Here is a 15223-nt window from a genome sequence, read left to right as displayed (position 1 = left end):
GATGGGGCTGCGCGCCAAGATCGGTATCGCGATCGCCGCCACCGCCGCGGTGGTGGCGGTCCTCGTCGGCCTGCTCGTCCACCACCACACCGTCAACGCCCAGCTCGACCTGGCCGGGCACGCCCTCGACAGCCGGCTTCAGACCACCGTCCAGGACCGTGCGGCCGGGATCGACACCGGGCGCGGGCTGATCAACCCCAAGGATCTGCCCCGGCCGCTGAAGGAACTGGTCGAGCGCGGCCGGCGGGGCGTCTACCTCGAACGGGGCGGCCGTACGCCGTATCTGTGGGCGGCCGGCAGGCTGGGCCCGGACATCGTCGCGCTGAAACGCCCCTACCTGCGCGAGCAGGAGACCGTACGGAACCTGGACCGGATGCTGTGGGTCGCCGGGGCGGCCGGTACCGGCCTGGGCTGCGCCGTCGGCCTGCTGGTCGCGCACCGGCTGGGCCGGCGGCTGACCGCGTCCGCGGCCACCGCCCAGCGGATCGCCGAGGGCGATCTGAGCGCGCGGCTGCCGCGGGACGGCAAGGACGAGATCGCGCAGCTCACCTGCGCGGTGAACACCATGGCCGAGGCGCTGGCCGCCCGACTCCGGGCCGAGCGCGACGTCACCGCGAACATCGCCCATGAACTGCGGACCCCGGTCGCCGGGCTGGTCACCGCGGCCGGGCTGCTGCCGCCGTCGCGGCCGACCGAGATGGTCCGCGAGCGTGCCGAGCGCGTACGCGGGCTGATGGAGGACGTGCTGGAGGTGGCACGGCTGGACGCGCGGACGGAGGAGGCGGACCGGGAGATCCGGCCGCTGGCGGAACTGGCGCGGCGGGCGGTGGCGGTGGCCGGGGCGCCGGGGGAGGAGACCGGTTCCGGGGACGCGGAGGACGGGGCGGTGCGGGTGCGGGTCCTGGCGGACGGGCTGGTGGAGACCGATCCGCGGCGGGTCGAGCGGATCCTGGTCAACCTGGTCAGCAACGCCCGGCGGCACGGTGCCGCTCCGGTGACCGTCGAGGTCGACGACGGGGTGGTACGGGTGCGGGACGCCGGTCCCGGTTTCCCGGAGGTGCTGCTGACGCACGGCCCGCAGCGGTTCCGTACCGGCGGCGGCCGGGGCGGGCCGGGGCTGGGCCTGGGGCTGACGATCGCGGCCGGGCAGGCGCGGGTGCTGGGCGCCGGGCTCGGCTTCGCCAACCCGGCCGACGGCGGGGCCGAGGCCACGGTCGACCTCCGGGGCGCACTGCGGACGGAGCGGGCGGCGCGGGAACCGGCGGCGGACTGACGGGGCGCGGGGCCGGGTGGGCCTCGCACCCCGCTCACCCCTCCGGAAAGCGGTCCGCCAGCGCGGAGTTCACCAGGGCCCGGACGTCCTCGCGGTCCAGGCCCTCGGCGCGGGCCCGGTCCATCCAGGAGCGCAGTTCCGCGCGCAGCCGGGCGTCGGCGGCGGACTCGGGGCGGGCCAGGGTGCGGCTGACGAACGTACCGAGGCCGGGCCGCGGCTCCACCAGGCCCTCGCGCTCCAGCTCGCGGTACGCCTTGAGGGTCGTGTTCGGGTTGACCTTCGTCGTGGCGGCGACCTGCGCGGCGGTGGGCAGGCGGTCGCCCTCCACCAGGATGCCCAGCCGCAGGGCCTGCTGGACCTGCTGGACGATCTGGAGGTAGGTGGCGACGCCGCTGCGGCGGTCGATGCGGAACTCCACGGCGCTCACCACCTCTCTGCCGCTGTGCTGCTGTCGGGCCCGTCGACCGCTTGATGATCGGGCCGCCGGTGCCCGGTGTCAAAGCGCTCCGGCGGGCATGGCGGGCGGCGGTTCAGAGGGGCCGCCTGCGGGCCTGCCACACGACGAACGCCAGGACCACGGCCGTCAGCGCCAGCAGGATGCCCGCGCCGCGCCACTGCATGCCGGCCATCTGCCCGAAGTCGAAGTACTGGGTCACGCGGTTGACGATGCCCAGCTTGGCCCGGCAGGCGGCCTCGTCGGCGTGGACGCAGGTGCCGAAGCCGTAGAGCCTGCCGTCCGCGGTGGCCACCCAGTCGTCGAACCGCACGCTGGCGGGCGGCAGATGGGGGCCGTCGCCGTTGTAGGGGTAGGTGACGCTGTGCGGGGTGCCGAGGCGGGGGCGGAGCCGTGACCACAGCTCGCCGGTCACGAACCACAGGACGAAGGTGGCCGCCATCGCCGGTACCACCCGCTTGAGCAGCATGCCCAGGGCGATACCGCAGGCCGTCAGGAACAGGGTCCGGGCCACCGGGACCGGGCCGGTGACGTCGAAGGGGCCGCTGCTCAACCAGTCGCCGAAGTCCTCCAGTTGGTGGACGGGCGTCCAGAGCCACTGGAAGGTGACCGAGAGGGCGGTGACGCACACCGCCGTGACGGCCAGGGGGAGGGCGAGCGTGGTGGCGAGCCACCGGCCGCGGCTGACGGACTGGGTGGTGACCAGCCGCAGGGTGCCGCGCTCCTGCTCGGCGGCGATCAGCGGGGCGCCGAGGAAGACGCCGATCAGGACCGGGACGTACTGGAGGAGCGCGATGTCGCGGGTGAACATCGCGTGGAACGTGCTCTGGAATTCCTCCAGCAGCTCGCCCTTGGAGTCCGGGGTGGCGCCCTTGGCGTGCACGAAGTCCAGCACACCGATCCGCTGGTAGGCGTAGACGGCGCAGGCGGCGGCGGTGATCAGGACGCAGGCGAGCAGAGCGGTGCGGTGGCGGCGGTAGACGACCCAGGCGGTGCCGTGCAGCAGGCCGCGGCCGGTGGCGCGGGGTCCGGTCTTGCGGGAGGCGGTCTCGCGGGGGGCGGTGTCGGTGGTTGCGCTCGTCGTGTCGCTCACGCCGCTGTCTCCTGCTGGTCGGTGGTGCGTGCCTCGTCCGCGATCAGGGTGGGGGCGCCCGGGGAGCGCAGATAGGCCAGGAGCACTTCCTCCAGGCTCGGCGACAGGGCCTCCCAGCCGGCGTCCCAGCTGTCGGAGAGCGGGCCGTCGGTGCGTATCAGGGCGCTGAACTGCCGCCCGGTGACGTGCGATTCGACGATCGTGTGGCGGCCTTGCAGCTCCTCGGGGACGGCGCCGCCGACGGCTTTGCCGGTCACCAGCGTGTGGCTCGGCACCAGGACATCGGTCGCGCCGGCCATCCGCAGCCGGCCCTCGGCGAGGACGAGGAGGTAGTCGCACATCTCCTCCATCTCGGCGAGCATGTGGGACGACATCAGGACGGTCGTGCCGTGCTCGGCGGCCTCGGCCATCAGGAGCCCGGACAGCTCGTGCCGGGCGAGCGGGTCCAGGTCGGACATCGGCTCGTCGAGGAGCAGCAGCGCGGGGCGCTTGCCGAAGGCGAGCGCGAAGGCGACGCGGGTGCGCTGGCCGCCGGAGAGGGTGCCGATACGGGCGCCGAGCGGCACGTCGCCGGAGCGGACGATGCGTTCGGCGACGGCCTGGTCCCAGCGGGGGTTCAGCTCGCGACCCAGGCGCAGGGTCTCGGCGACGGTGAAGCGCGGGTAGAGGGGCTTGTCCTGGGCGAGGAAGGCGACGCGCTCCAGGACGGCGGGGTCGGAGACCGGGACGCCGAACAGCTTCACGGTGCCCGCGGTCGGTCGCAGCAGGCGGGTCGTGATGCCCAGGAACGTGCTCTTGCCGGCGCCGTTGGGGCCCACGAGGGCGCAGATGCGCCCGGCGGGAAGCCGGAAGGAGCAGTCCCGCAGCGCCCAGCCGCGGCGGTACTTCTTCGACAGGCCGTCGGCCTCGATCGCCCATGGTCCGGTGCGTGCGCTCGGATCGGCCACCCGGATCCCCCCTTTAACTAATTGATTAGTGGAATGAGTATGGGGAGGTGGGCGTGGCCGTGTCAAAGGCGGGTGTACCGGCGGAGGGCGTACGGAAGGAGGGCGTGCCGGAGGCGGGTGGCGGCGCCGGCCGCCACCCGTGGGGTGTGCCGTGGGGTGTGTGCGGGTCCTACAGGGGCTTCGCCATGCAGCGGCTCGCCTCGTAGGTGCGGTAGTAGCCGAACTTCTGCACCATGGCGTAGCCGCTGGAGGCGTACAGGGCGATCGCCTCGGGCTGCTCGGTGCCGGTCTCCAGGACCATCCGGGTGCGGCCGGCGGCGCGGGCGTCCGCTTCGAGGGTGGCGAGGATCCGCCGGGCCAGACCGCGACCGCGGGCCTCGGGGACCACGAACATCCGCTTGATCTCGGCGTCGCCTCGGACGTACCCCTCGCCGGTGTCCTCCTGGACGCGCCAGCCGCCGGTGGCCAGCGGCCGGCCGGACTCGTACGCGATCAGGTAGATGCCGTGCGGCGGGGCGAACATATGGGGGGCGAGCGGGGTGAGGTCGCCGTCGCCGTAGCGGCGGACGTACTCCTGCTGGACCTCCTCGTCGAGCCGGACCGCGTCGGGGTGGTCGTAGCGGACGGGGCGTATCTCCATTCCAGGAATCGTACGGGGCCGGGAATCGTACGGGTGTCCGGGCGGGTGGGGCGGCGCCGATGGGGTGGAGCGGTGCCGCCCCGGATGGACGCCCCTCACTTGCCGATGTTGTTGCTGCACCCCAAGCTCGGGAGCAGGTTGGTGGACTGGGCGCCGCTGCCGACCCCGACTGCGCCGAGGGCGTCGACGGGGATGACCTGTGTGAAGCACGAACTGGACTGCCTGACGCCGAGCGCGCCGCCGTCGGCGTGGGAGGTGCCGGCTCCGAGGAGGCCGACGCCGCCCAGGATGGCGGCTGCGGTGGCGGCGTTGCGAAGCTTGCGCATGTGATCTCCAATGAGGGTGCTGGGGTGCGCTCTGTTGTCGTTTGACGTCATAGGGTGACGAAAGGGTAATCGGAGAAGTCCCGTGACCGACCGGTGACGCGCCGGGGCGGCGAGACCGCGCTGTCTCGTCGCAAGCGGGCCGGCTCGGTCGGCGGGTGGCGCGTTAGGGTGCCGGGATGCTCACCGTGACCTCTGTGAATGTGAACGGGCTGCGCGCCGCGGCCAAGAAGGGCTTCGTGCCGTGGCTGGCCGGGACCGGGGCCGATGTGCTCTGCCTCCAGGAGGTGCGGGCCGAGGCCGGGCAGCTGCCGGAGGAGGTGCGGGAGCCGGCGGGCTGGCACACGGTGCACGCCCCGGCCGCCGCCAAGGGGCGGGCCGGCGTCTCGCTCTACACGCGGCGGGAGCCGGAGCGCGTGCAGATCGGGTTCGGGTCGGCGGAGTTCGACGGCAGCGGGCGCTATGCCGAGGTCGATCTGCCGGGCGTGACGGTGGCCAGCCTGTATCTGCCGTCGGGTGAGGTGGGCACCGAGCGGCAGGACGAGAAGGAGCGGTTCATGGCGGAGTTCCTGCCGTACCTCACCGGGCTGCGCGAGCGGGCGGCGGCGGACGGCCGCGAGGTGGTGGTCTGCGGCGACTGGAACATCGCGCACCGCGAGGCCGACCTGAAGAACTGGAAGGCCAACCAGAAGAAGTCCGGCTTCCTGCCGGAGGAGCGGGCCTGGCTCTCCGCCGTCCTCGATGAGGGCGGCTACGTGGACGTGGTCCGTGCGCTGCACCCCGACGAGGAGGGGCCGTATTCCTGGTGGTCGTACCGCGGGCGTGCCTTCGACAACGACGCGGGCTGGCGGATCGACTACCACATGGCCACGTCCGGGCTGGCGGGGCGCGCGGTGAAGGCGCACGTGGAGCGGGCGGCGGCGTACGACCAGCGGTGGAGCGACCATGCGCCCGTCACGGTGACCTTCGACGTGTAGTGGGCGTGTGCCCCCCGAGACGAGCGGGGGGCAATCGGCGGGTCATCTGGTTGTGGGGCCTGCGGGGACGTGGTTCGCGAGGCGGATCGGCCGCGCATCGCTGTCACTGGCTTGCGTGACCTCCGTCAAGCCTGGCCGTTACCTCGGTGTGACCATCGAAAAGTACGTTACTGCCCCATTTGTGGCCGCCGCCATCCTGGCCGCCGGCGCGGGAACGGCTTCCTCCGCCTCTGCGGATGCCGGCCCCAAGGCCCCGAACCTTCGGATGCATTCGACGCCTTCGCAGCCCTACGGCACTGTTGTCAGCCGCATCGGCATCAACGAACGTCAGTCTCCCACCACCGACTCCGCCATCGCCGGCAGCCTCGGACACGGCGCTCTGGTCGGCTTGCGCTGCAAGGCCAAGGCCCAGGAAGTCGAAGGCAACAGGTTCTGGTTCCGACTCCGTGACCGGGATGCATGGGTTCCGGCCCGGTACGTCAAGGGCACCGGACACGTCGAGTGGTGCCAGGGGGCGGACGGCGGCGCCTCCGACAAGGACGAGGCGGACGACGCCTCCGACAAGGGTGCGGACGGTACCTCCAGCAAGGGCGCCGGCGACGCCTCCGACAAGGGTGCGGACGGTACCTCCAGCAAGGGCGCCGACGACGCCTCCGACAAGAGTGCGGATGGCACCTCCAGCAAGGGCGCCGACGACGCCTCCGACAAGAGTGCGGACGGTACCTCCAGCAAGGGCGCCGACGACGCCTCCAGCAAGGGTGCGGACGGCATCTCCGACAAGGGTGCGGACGGCACCTCCAGCAAGGGCGCCGACGCCACCTCCGGCAAGCGCACCGACGGCACCTCCGGCAAGGGCGCCGACGCCACCTCCGGCAAGCGCACCGATGTCACCTCCGACAAGCGCACCGCCGACCAGCAGGCTTTGGATGATGAGTGGGAGGTCACCTACTGAGGAGGACCGTGGTCGTGTGTGCGTCCGGTTCGATGCGGTGGCGCATCGACCGGCACACGGCCACGCCGGGGTCGGCGGGGCGTACGGCCGGCGGCGGAGCGAGCATGCGCCGGTGACGGTGGTGTACGGGTGTAGGGGCGGACGGGGAGGGCCACGGGCGACCGGGGGCTTCAGGGCTCCCGGTCCTCGTCGTTCCTGCGGGCCTGCTCGGCCAGCCAGTTCTCCACCTCGGTGCGGATGCGGCGGTCCATGGCCATGGACAGTTCGGCCTCCACGACGCCCTTGGTGAGGGGGCGCAGGCTCTCGATCGTCGCGGCGACCTGGTCGACGTCCTGGGGGGCGGCCAGGACGTGGGTGCGGATGAGGGTGGCGAAGAGGTCGGCGAGGGCGTCGGCGTGCGCGCGCACCTGGCGGCCGGCCTCCAGGACGGCGGCGAGCGGGATGCCCTGCGCGACCAGGTCGGTGGAGGCGTCCAGCAGGCGCCGGCTGATGTGGACGAACTCGTCGCCGTCCACGGCCAGGTAGCCGATGGACAGGGACGCGGTCAGGTTCTCCGGGGTGATGTCCTGGCTGAAGTGGTCGGCCAGCTCTTCCGGGGTGAGGCGGACCGGGGTCTCCTCGGACCACGCGGGCAGCAACGGGTCGGCCAGGCCGAGGAGTTCGCCGACGTCGCGGCCGGTCTCGAAGGCGGTGAGGAGTTCGGCGATGCCGCCGAGGGTGTGGCCGCGCTCCAGGAGGGCGCCGATGGTGCGCAGGCGGGCGAGGTGGTGCTCGTTGTACCAGGCGATCCGGCCGTCGCGGCGGGGCGGCGGGAGGAGCTTGCGTTCGCGGTAGAAGCGCAGCGTGCGGACGGTGATGCCGGCTTCCTCGGCCAGCTCGGCCATGCGGAACTCGCGCCCCTCGGGCGCCGGCCGGGGCGCCGGGTGCGCCGCGTCCGGGTGGGGGTGCTCGGATTCGTTCGCCGCCGCCTGGTCTGCCACGGGGCCAGCCTATGTCGGTGGCATGGAGGGCGGGGGCGGGTTGTGACCGGCGGTAACTTCTGGCGCCCTACCCCTACCGATCGGTACGGAGCTGCCCTACGCTCCCACTGTGCCTATCGCGCCAGTGATTGCTGGCACGGTTGGTGGCGGTGGTGAGCGGCGTACTCGGGAGGTGGCGGCATGGCCGACGGCGGGCAGCGGCATGTGCGGGTGGCGGTGATCGGATCGGGGTTCGGCGGCCTGGGGGCGGCCGTGCGGCTGCGGCGCCAGGGGATCACCGATTTCGTGGTCCTGGAGCGGGCGGACGCGGTGGGCGGCACCTGGCGGGACAACAGCTATCCGGGGTGCGCGTGCGATGTGCCCTCGCATCTGTATTCGTTCTCGTTCGCGCCCAACCCTGATTGGCCGCGCAACTTCAGCGGCCAGCGGCACATCCGGGCGTACCTGGAGCGGGTGACGGACACCTTCGGGCTGCGTCCGCACATCCGCTTCAACGCCGAGGTACGCGCGCTCCGTTGGGACACGGAGCGGCTGTGGTGGGAGATCGACACGGCGCGCGGGGCGTACACCGCCGATGTGGTGGTGTCGGCCACGGGGCCGCTGTCCGATCCGCAGATCCCGGACGTGCCGGGGATGGCGGACTTCACCGGGAAGGTGTTCCACTCCGCGCGCTGGGACCACGACTACGACCTGAGCGGGAAGCGGGTCGCGATGGTGGGGACCGGGGCGTCGGCCATCCAGATCGTGCCGGAGATCCAGCCCCGCGTCGGGACGTTGACGGTGTTTCAGCGGACACCGCCGTGGGTGATGCCGCGGGCGGACCGGCGGATCACCGCGGTGGAGCGCTGGCTGCACACCAAGGTGCCGGCGACCCGTGAGCTGCGCCGCCAACTGCTCTGGGGGATCCGCGAGTTGCAGGTCAGCGCGTTCACCAAGCGGCCTGACGAGCTGGGGCTGATCGAGGCCATCGCCAGGTCCCATATGCGCAAGGTGATCAAGGATCCGGCGATGCGGGCCCGGCTCACGCCCGACTACCGCATCGGGTGCAAGCGGATCCTGCTGTCCAACAGCTGGTATCCGGCGCTGGCGCAGCCGAACGTGGACCTCGTCTCCTCCGGGTTGCGGGAGATCCGGGGGAACACCCTGGTCGCCGCGGACGGCAGCGAGGCGGAGGTCGACGCGATCATCTTCGGGACCGGATTCCACGTCACGGACATGCCGATCGCGCACCGGGTGACCGGGGCCAACGGCACCACGCTCGCGGAGGAGTGGAAGGACGGGATGGCGGCGCTGCGCGGCAGCAGCGCCGCCGGATTCCCCAACTTCCTGACCATCATCGGGCCCAACACCGGGCTGGGGAACAGCTCGATGATCCTGATGATCGAGGCCCAGCTGAACTACCTCGCCGACTTCATGCGGCGGCTGGACGTGCTCGGCGGCGGGATCGCGCTGGACGCCCGGCCGTCCGCCGTGGAGGAGTGGACCCGCACCATCCAGCAGCGGATGCGGCGCACGGTGTGGAACACCGGCGGCTGCGACAGCTGGTACCTGGACGCGAACGGACGGAACACCACGGCGTGGCCGGGGACCACCGGGGAGTTCCGGCGGGTGACCCGTCAGGTGGATCTGGCCGAGTACGAGGTGCTGCGGCCACCACGCACGGCCGCGGAGACCGGCCGCCGGACCGTCGAGGAGGTCGCGGCATGAAGCGTCCGGCGCATCTGACGCAGGGGCGCTACGCCCCGCCGGTGCCGCGCGCGACGCGGACCGTCACCTCGGCCGACGGGTCCCGGCTGTACGCCGAGATCCACGGGCCCGAGGGTGCCCCGGCCGTGGTGCTGGCGCACGGCTGGACCTGCTCGACCGCCTTCTGGGCGCCGGTGGTGCGGGAACTCGCCGCCGAGCACAAGGTGGTGGTCTACGACCAGCGGGGGCACGGGCGGAGCCCGGCCGTCCCGCCCGAGGGGTACGGCACCGGCCGGCTCGCCGACGATCTGGTCGCGGTCCTGGAGCAGATGCTTCAGGACGGCGAACGGGCCGTGGTCGGCGGGCACTCCATGGGCGGCATGACGGTCATGGCCGCCGCCGAGCGCCCGGAGCTGCGCGCGCGGGCCGCCGCCGTCCTGCTGTGCAGCACCGGCAGCGCCGATCTGGCCGCCGAATCCCGGGTGTTCCCGCTGCCCACGCCGGGCGGACGCCGCCGGGCGCACCGGCTGATGCTGGGCTCGCGCGCCCCGCTCGGGCCCGTCTCACCGGTGGCCAAGTGGGCCCTGCGGTACGCCACGATGGGCGCGGGATCGAGCGCCGAGCAGATCGAGGCGTGTGCCCGCATCGTGCACGACTGCCCGCCCGGCGTACGGGCCCGCTGGGGCAAGGTGCTCCACGGGCTCGAACTCACCCGCGGCGCCAGCCGGTTGCCGGTGCCGACCGCCGTCATCGTGGGCACCGCGGACCGGCTCACCCCGGTCGTGCACGCCCGGCGGCTGGCCTCCGTGCTGCCCGAGTGCGCGGGGCTGACCAAGTTGCCGGGGCTGGGCCATATGACGCCCATCGAGGACCCGGACGCGGTCGCCGGCCGGCTGCGGGAGCTGGTCCGCGACCACCTGGCCGCCGGCCCCGATACGACCGATAACCCCCCTGCCCCGCAGGACGAGCAGCGGCAGAACCAACACAAGCAGCAGGACGAGCAACAGGACAAGCAACAGGACAAGCAGCCGGACGGGCAGCAGGACGGGCGGCAGAAGAGGGAGAGCGCGGCGTGAACGGGAGCGGGAAGCTGGACGGGCAGGTCGTCGTCGTCACCGGCGCGGCGCGCGGGGTCGGGGCGCTGCTGGCGCGCAAGCTGTCGGCGCGCGGGGCGACGCTGGCGCTGGTCGGGCTGGAGCCCGACGAACTGCGCGCGGTCGCCGCCTCGTTGCACGGGCCGGCCCACCACTGGTACGCCGATGTCACCGACCACGAGGCGATGGCCCGGGTCGCGGACGAGGTCAAGGCCCGCTTCGGGAAGGTCGATGTGGTCGTGGCCAACGCCGGGGTGGCGACCGGCGGTCCGTTCGTCGACTCCGACCCGGTGGCCTGGCGGCGGGTCGTCGAGGTCAACCTGATCGGCAGCGCGGTGACCGGGCGGGCGTTCCTGCCGGTGCTGATGGAGTCCCGCGGGTACTTCCTCCAGATCGCCTCGCTGGCCGCGATCACCCCGGCGCCGATGCTGAGCGCGTACTGCGCGTCCAAGTCCGGTGTGGAGGCGTTCGCGCACTGCCTGCGCGCCGAGGTCGGCTACAAGGGCGTACGGGTCGGGGTGGGCTATCTCAGCTGGACCGACACCGACATGGTGCGCGGCGCCGACCGGGACGACGTCATGCGCGAAATGCGCGCCCGGCTGCCCTGGCCGTCCAACAAGACCTATCCGCTGGGTCCGGCCGTGGACCGGATCGTGACCGGGATCGAGCGTCGTTCCGCGCATGTCTACGGGCAGTGGTGGCTGCGCGGGATGCAGTCGGTGCGCGGCTATCTGCCGGCGGCCATCGGGACGGTGGGGCAGCGCGAGCTGCGGCGGTTCGGGGACCGGCTCGACGGGCTGCGGGTCGGGCTGGTCGGCGCGGGAGGGGAGGCGGACGAGAAGGCCCGGACGAACGGGTAGCCGGGCGGCGGGGCGGCGGCTGCCCGACCTGGCGGGGGTCACGGAACGTGCCCGATCGTGATCGAAATGCGACGGATGTCCGTTCGTGTCACGCTTATCGAGCCCGATCCCCGACACCCCCACAGGAGTGAACAGCATGGGCATCGAAGACCAGTTCAAGGACAAGGCGCAGCAGCTCAAGGACGAGGCCCAGCGGCGCGCGGGCTCCGCAAAGGAGCGCGGCCAGCAGGAGCGCGACCGCTCCCGCGAGCAGGGCCAGGAGCGCGGCCGGCCGGGCCAGGAGCGCGACCGGCAGGGCGGCCAGGAGCGCGGCCGGCAGGGCCGCGAGCAGTCCCGCGAGCGCGGCCAGCAGATGCTGGACGACGTCGAGGACCGCTTCCAGAGCTGACGCGCTGATGTCGTACGCGTCCGGAGTTCACGGACGCCGTACGTCCTGAACGAGGGTCGTTCGTCCTCGCGGAGGGGCGCATCCGGTCATCCGGGTGCGCCCCTTCTCGTTGCCCGCGTCGCCTCTCGTTGCCCGCGCCGTCGAAGCGCCGTCCCGCGTCGCCAACGCGCCCTGTCCCCCCGTCGGTTGCCGGTCAGCCGGCGGTGCGCGGGGGCAGGGCGGGACGCCGCCGGTCGGGGACGTCCGAGAGGTCCGGCGGGGTCGCCGCGGGGTGGCGCTCCAGCAGTTCGAGGGCGGTGCGGACCGCCACGCCGAGCTGCGGGTGGCGGCCCTCGGCCCAGTGCAGCGGGGAGCGCAGCGCCTCGATGTCCACCTCGACGCCGTGGTTCTCCACGCCCCAGCCGTAGAGGTGGAACCACGCCGCGTTCATCGGGACGGTGATGGTGGTGCCGTCGCCGAGCCGGTGCCGCCCGGTCATGCCGACCACCCCGCCCCAGGTGCGCATCCCGACCACCGGGCCGATGCCCTGGAGCTTGAAGGCCGCGGTGATCATGTCGCCGTCGGACGAGGTCATCTCGTCGGCGACCGCGACGACCGGGCCGCGCGGGGCGTTGCCGGTGTACGACACCGGCTCGGCGTCGCGGGTCAGGTCCCAGCCCATGATGGTGCGGGTCAGTTTCTCGATGACCAGCTCGGAGATGTTGCCGCCGGCGTTGCCGCGCACGTCCACGATCAGCGCGGGCATCGAGACCTCCCTCCGCAGATCGCGGTTGAACTGCGCCCAGCCGGAGCCGCCCATGTCGGGGATGTGCAGATAGCCGCACTTGCCGCCGCTCAACTCCTGGACGACCGCCCGGCGTTTGGCCACCCAGTCCTGGTAGCGCAGCGGCCGTTCGTCGATCAGCGGGACGACGGCGACCCGGCGGGCATGGCCGTTGCCGGTGCCGTCGGGCGGGGTGAAGGTCAGCTCCACGGTCGTGCCGCCGGCCGCGGCCAGCAGCGGATAGGGGCCGGTCAGCGGGTCGACCGGGCGGCCGTCGACATGGGTGAGCGCGCTGCCCTCGCGGATGCCCGTACCGGCCAGCGGCGACCGGGCCTTGGAGTCCGAGGACTCACCGGGCAGGATCCGCTTGACCACCCACTGCCCGTCCCGGCGCACGAAGTTGGCGCCGAGCAGGCCCATCGCGCGCTGGTAGTGCGGCGGGCCCTCGTTGCGCCGGGCGCCGGTGACATAGGCGTGCGAGGTGCCCAGCTCGCCCAGCACCTCGCGCAGCAGATCGGCGAACTCCTCCGGGGTGGCGACCCGTTCGAGCAGCGGCCGGTACTGCGCCAGGACGTCCTCCCAGTCGATACCGGACAGGTTCGGATCCCAGAAGTAGGCCCGGACCATCCGGCCCGCCTCGTCGAACGCCTGCCGCCACTCCGCCCCGGGATCGACGTCGTGCAGGATGCGCCGCGGGTCCAGGTAGACCGTGGAGTCGCTGTCCGGAGGCTCGGTCGCGGGCACCGCGCGCAGCTCGCCCTCGTCGTTGACGACCAGCCGGGTTCCGTCGCCGCTGAGCGCGAACCCGTCCAGGGAGCTGGTGAGTTCGGTGCGCCGCGCCTTGGTCAGGTCGAAGTGCTCCAGGGTGGGGCGGCCGGAGGTGTCGGCCGGGTTGGCGAAGGTCTCGCCCAGCGCGCCGGAGATCGGCCAGCGCAGCCAGACCAGCCCGCCGCCGCTGACCGGCTCCAGGGACGAGTACTTGGACGCGGAGACCGGGAACGGCGTGACCCGGTTGGCCAGCCCCTCCATCTCCACCAGCACCGGGCCCTCACCCCCCGCCGGGGGGGTCTCGTCCGGGTCCAGCCCGCCCGCCGCGGGCCGCCCCTCCGGGGACAGCGCGAACGGGGACGGGGTCGCCGACGACAGCGGTACGAGGTAGGGGCGGCAGCCCAGCGGGAAGGACAGGTCGCCGGTGTGCACGTCGTAGACCGGGTCGAAGCCGCGCCAGGAGAGGAACGCCAGATAGCGGCCGTCCCGGGTGAACACCGGCTGCTCGTCCTCGAAGCGGCCGTTGGTGACCTCCACGATGTGCCCGTCGGACAGCCGGGCCATCTTGATCTTCCGCAGCGACCGGCCGATACCGGGGTGCGCCCAGGTCAGCCAGCGGGAGTCGGGGGAGAACGCGAGGTCGCGGACCGGCCCGTTGCGGGAGCGGGTGAGCTCGGTGACCGGATCGGCCCCCGGATCCGCGCCGGTGCCCGACGCCGCCTCCTCCGCCGCCGGCTCTTCGGCCTCCGCCCCCTCGTCCGCCGCCGGCTCTTCCGCCTCCGCCGCCTCCGGTTCGGCCGCGTCCACCAGCAGCAGCCGTCCGTCGTGCGTCGCCACCGCCAGCCGCTCGCCGTCCGGCGCCGAGACCAGCTCGTGGACCCGGCCGAGCCGCCCGGCCGCCAGCCGGCGCGGTGCGCCCGGCCCGCTGGCCCGCGGCAGACTGGTGATCTCGATGGCGTCGTCGCCCTCCGCGTCCGTCACATACGCGATCCGGCCGGTGGCGCCCAGCATCTCGGGCAGCCGGACCCGCACGCCGGGGATGTCGTGGATCGTCCGGGCCGGGCCGTCGCGGTGGGTGAGCCAGTACAGGCTGCCGCGCACGCCGACGGCGCTGGCCCGGCCGGTGGCGTCCACGGCGATCGAGGTGACATGGGAGGCGGCCGGCACCTGGTACGGGCGGCGGCCGGCCCGCGGCCCGCCGAGCCGCACCGCGAGCTTGCGCGGCACCGCGTCCGGGCCGAGGTCGTCGATCAGCCAGATGTCACCGGCGCACTGGTAGACGATGCGGGAGCCGTCGGTCGCGGCGTGCCGGGCGTAGAAGTCGGCGTGGTCGGTGTGCCGGCGCAGATCGGTGCTGTCCGGCAGGCAGGAGTAGACGTTCCCGACGCCCTCGTGGTCGGAGAGGAACGCGATCCGGCCGCCGACGAACATCACCGAGTCCAGGTGCCCGTACAGATCCGGCATCAGCCGGGTGCCGTGCAGCCACATCCGGCCCATCGCGCCGCCCCGGTAGCGCTTCCAGGAAGCCGGCTCGTGCGGCGGTTTGCCGCTGAGCAGCAGCGTGCGGCGCTCCCCGCCGACGTCCGCCACCGCGATGTCGGCGACCGGCCCCCAGGGCAGCTGCCCGCCGGGGCTGCCGTCGGTGGGCACGCTGTACGCCCAGGAGTAGTACGAGAACGGCTGCCCGTGCGAGGAGACCGCCAGGACCTGGGCATGGCCCTCGTGGTCGGGCGGCGTCCAGCCGCAGACCCGGGCGTCCGTGCTGCCCCAGTACGTCAGCCGCCGGGCCGGGCCGCCCGCCACCGGCGCGAGGTGGATCTCCGGGTCGAGGCTGCGCCAGGTGGTGAAGGCGATCTGCCGCCCGTCGGGGGAGAAGCGGGGCGGGCCGAGCCGGGTCCGGTCGACCGTCAGCCGCCAGGCCCGGCCCGGCTCCGCGCCCTCCGCCGCGATCGGCGCCAGCCACAGATCGTCCTCGGCGGCGAAGCACAGCAGGTCACCGTGGAGATGCGGAAACCGCAGATACGA

The 15223-nt window shown here is 73.2% G+C and carries 14 protein-coding genes; 7 read left to right on the top strand and 7 right to left on the bottom strand.

From position 1 onward, the window contains the following. The first annotated feature begins 1 nt into the window (after position 1). A complete protein-coding gene (locus IEZ17_RS29045; protein WP_189305276.1) occupies positions 2 to 1273 on the top strand; it encodes a sensor histidine kinase in 1272 nt (423 codons plus the stop codon). A 34-nt stretch (positions 1274 to 1307) separates the two neighbouring features. Here IEZ17_RS29045 and IEZ17_RS29040 read toward each other — a convergent pair whose 3' ends face one another. The 5 genes from IEZ17_RS29040 to IEZ17_RS29020 form a co-directional block, all read right to left on the bottom strand. Beyond that, on the bottom strand, positions 1308 to 1703 hold the full coding sequence (locus IEZ17_RS29040; protein ID WP_189305274.1) for a GntR family transcriptional regulator: 396 nt from the start codon (positions 1701 to 1703) through the stop codon (positions 1308 to 1310). A gap of 100 nt (positions 1704 to 1803) precedes the next feature. Continuing rightward, complete coding sequence (locus IEZ17_RS29035) at positions 1804 to 2820, bottom strand: ABC-2 membrane transporter-related protein (protein WP_189305272.1); 1017 nt, start codon at positions 2818 to 2820, stop codon at positions 1804 to 1806. Then, entirely contained in the window at positions 2817 to 3767 is a 951-nt protein-coding gene (locus IEZ17_RS29030) for an ABC transporter ATP-binding protein (protein ID WP_189305270.1), read from the bottom strand. Before IEZ17_RS29030 ends, IEZ17_RS29035 begins: the two co-directional genes overlap by 4 nt. A 169-nt stretch (positions 3768 to 3936) precedes the next feature. Beyond that, positions 3937 to 4407, bottom strand: a complete 471-nt coding sequence (locus IEZ17_RS29025; protein WP_189305268.1) for a GNAT family N-acetyltransferase — start codon at positions 4405 to 4407, stop codon at positions 3937 to 3939. A 95-nt stretch (positions 4408 to 4502) separates the two neighbouring features. Then, positions 4503 to 4733, bottom strand: a complete 231-nt coding sequence (locus tag IEZ17_RS29020) for a hypothetical protein (RefSeq protein ID WP_189305266.1) — start codon at positions 4731 to 4733, stop codon at positions 4503 to 4505. 176 nt (positions 4734 to 4909) lie between these two features. Here IEZ17_RS29020 and IEZ17_RS29015 point away from each other — a divergent pair, with 176 nt between their 5' ends. Both IEZ17_RS29015 and IEZ17_RS43015 read left to right on the top strand, forming a co-directional pair. After that, the gene (locus tag IEZ17_RS29015; protein ID WP_189305265.1) at positions 4910 to 5707 is read left to right on the top strand and encodes an exodeoxyribonuclease III; all 798 of its coding nucleotides are present in this window, start codon (positions 4910 to 4912) and stop codon (positions 5705 to 5707) included. A gap of 265 nt (positions 5708 to 5972) precedes the next feature. Further along, positions 5973 to 6659 carry a hypothetical protein gene (locus IEZ17_RS43015; RefSeq protein ID WP_229852756.1) on the top strand — a complete coding sequence of 229 codons (687 nt, stop codon included), beginning with the start codon at positions 5973 to 5975 and terminating at the stop codon, positions 6657 to 6659. Between the two features lie 170 nt (positions 6660 to 6829). On the opposite strand, the gene IEZ17_RS29005 is transcribed toward IEZ17_RS43015, so the two are convergent. Then, positions 6830 to 7543, bottom strand: coding sequence for a MerR family transcriptional regulator (locus IEZ17_RS29005; RefSeq protein WP_189305319.1), 714 nt, complete (start codon positions 7541 to 7543; stop codon positions 6830 to 6832). 276 nt (positions 7544 to 7819) lie between these two features. Between IEZ17_RS29005 and IEZ17_RS29000 the strand changes: the two genes are divergently transcribed. From IEZ17_RS29000 to IEZ17_RS28985, 4 genes are all read left to right on the top strand, one after another. Further along, positions 7820 to 9346 carry a flavin-containing monooxygenase gene (locus IEZ17_RS29000; protein WP_189305263.1) on the top strand — a complete coding sequence of 509 codons (1527 nt, stop codon included), beginning with the start codon at positions 7820 to 7822 and terminating at the stop codon, positions 9344 to 9346. Continuing rightward, complete coding sequence (locus tag IEZ17_RS28995; protein ID WP_189305261.1) at positions 9343 to 10401, top strand: alpha/beta fold hydrolase; 1059 nt, start codon at positions 9343 to 9345, stop codon at positions 10399 to 10401. The genes IEZ17_RS29000 and IEZ17_RS28995 overlap by 4 nt, the downstream gene beginning before the upstream one ends. Beyond that, the gene (locus tag IEZ17_RS28990) at positions 10398 to 11279 is read left to right on the top strand and encodes an SDR family oxidoreductase (protein ID WP_189305259.1); all 882 of its coding nucleotides are present in this window, start codon (positions 10398 to 10400) and stop codon (positions 11277 to 11279) included. The genes IEZ17_RS28995 and IEZ17_RS28990 overlap by 4 nt, the downstream gene beginning before the upstream one ends. Before the next feature lie 136 nt (positions 11280 to 11415). After that, the gene (locus IEZ17_RS28985; protein ID WP_189305257.1) at positions 11416 to 11667 is read left to right on the top strand and encodes a hypothetical protein; all 252 of its coding nucleotides are present in this window, start codon (positions 11416 to 11418) and stop codon (positions 11665 to 11667) included. A gap of 193 nt (positions 11668 to 11860) precedes the next feature. Here the strand turns inward: IEZ17_RS28985 and IEZ17_RS28980 are convergent. Beyond that, positions 11861 to 15223 (bottom strand): S41 family peptidase (locus IEZ17_RS28980; protein WP_189305255.1); only part of this gene is annotated, 3363 nt, incomplete at its 5' end.

Source organism: Streptomyces albospinus, from assembly GCF_014648695.1.
Classification (GTDB): domain Bacteria; phylum Actinomycetota; class Actinomycetes; order Streptomycetales; family Streptomycetaceae; genus Streptomyces; species Streptomyces albospinus.
Note: the sequence above shows the minus strand (reverse complement) of the source record. Positions and strands in the feature narration are given on the sequence as shown.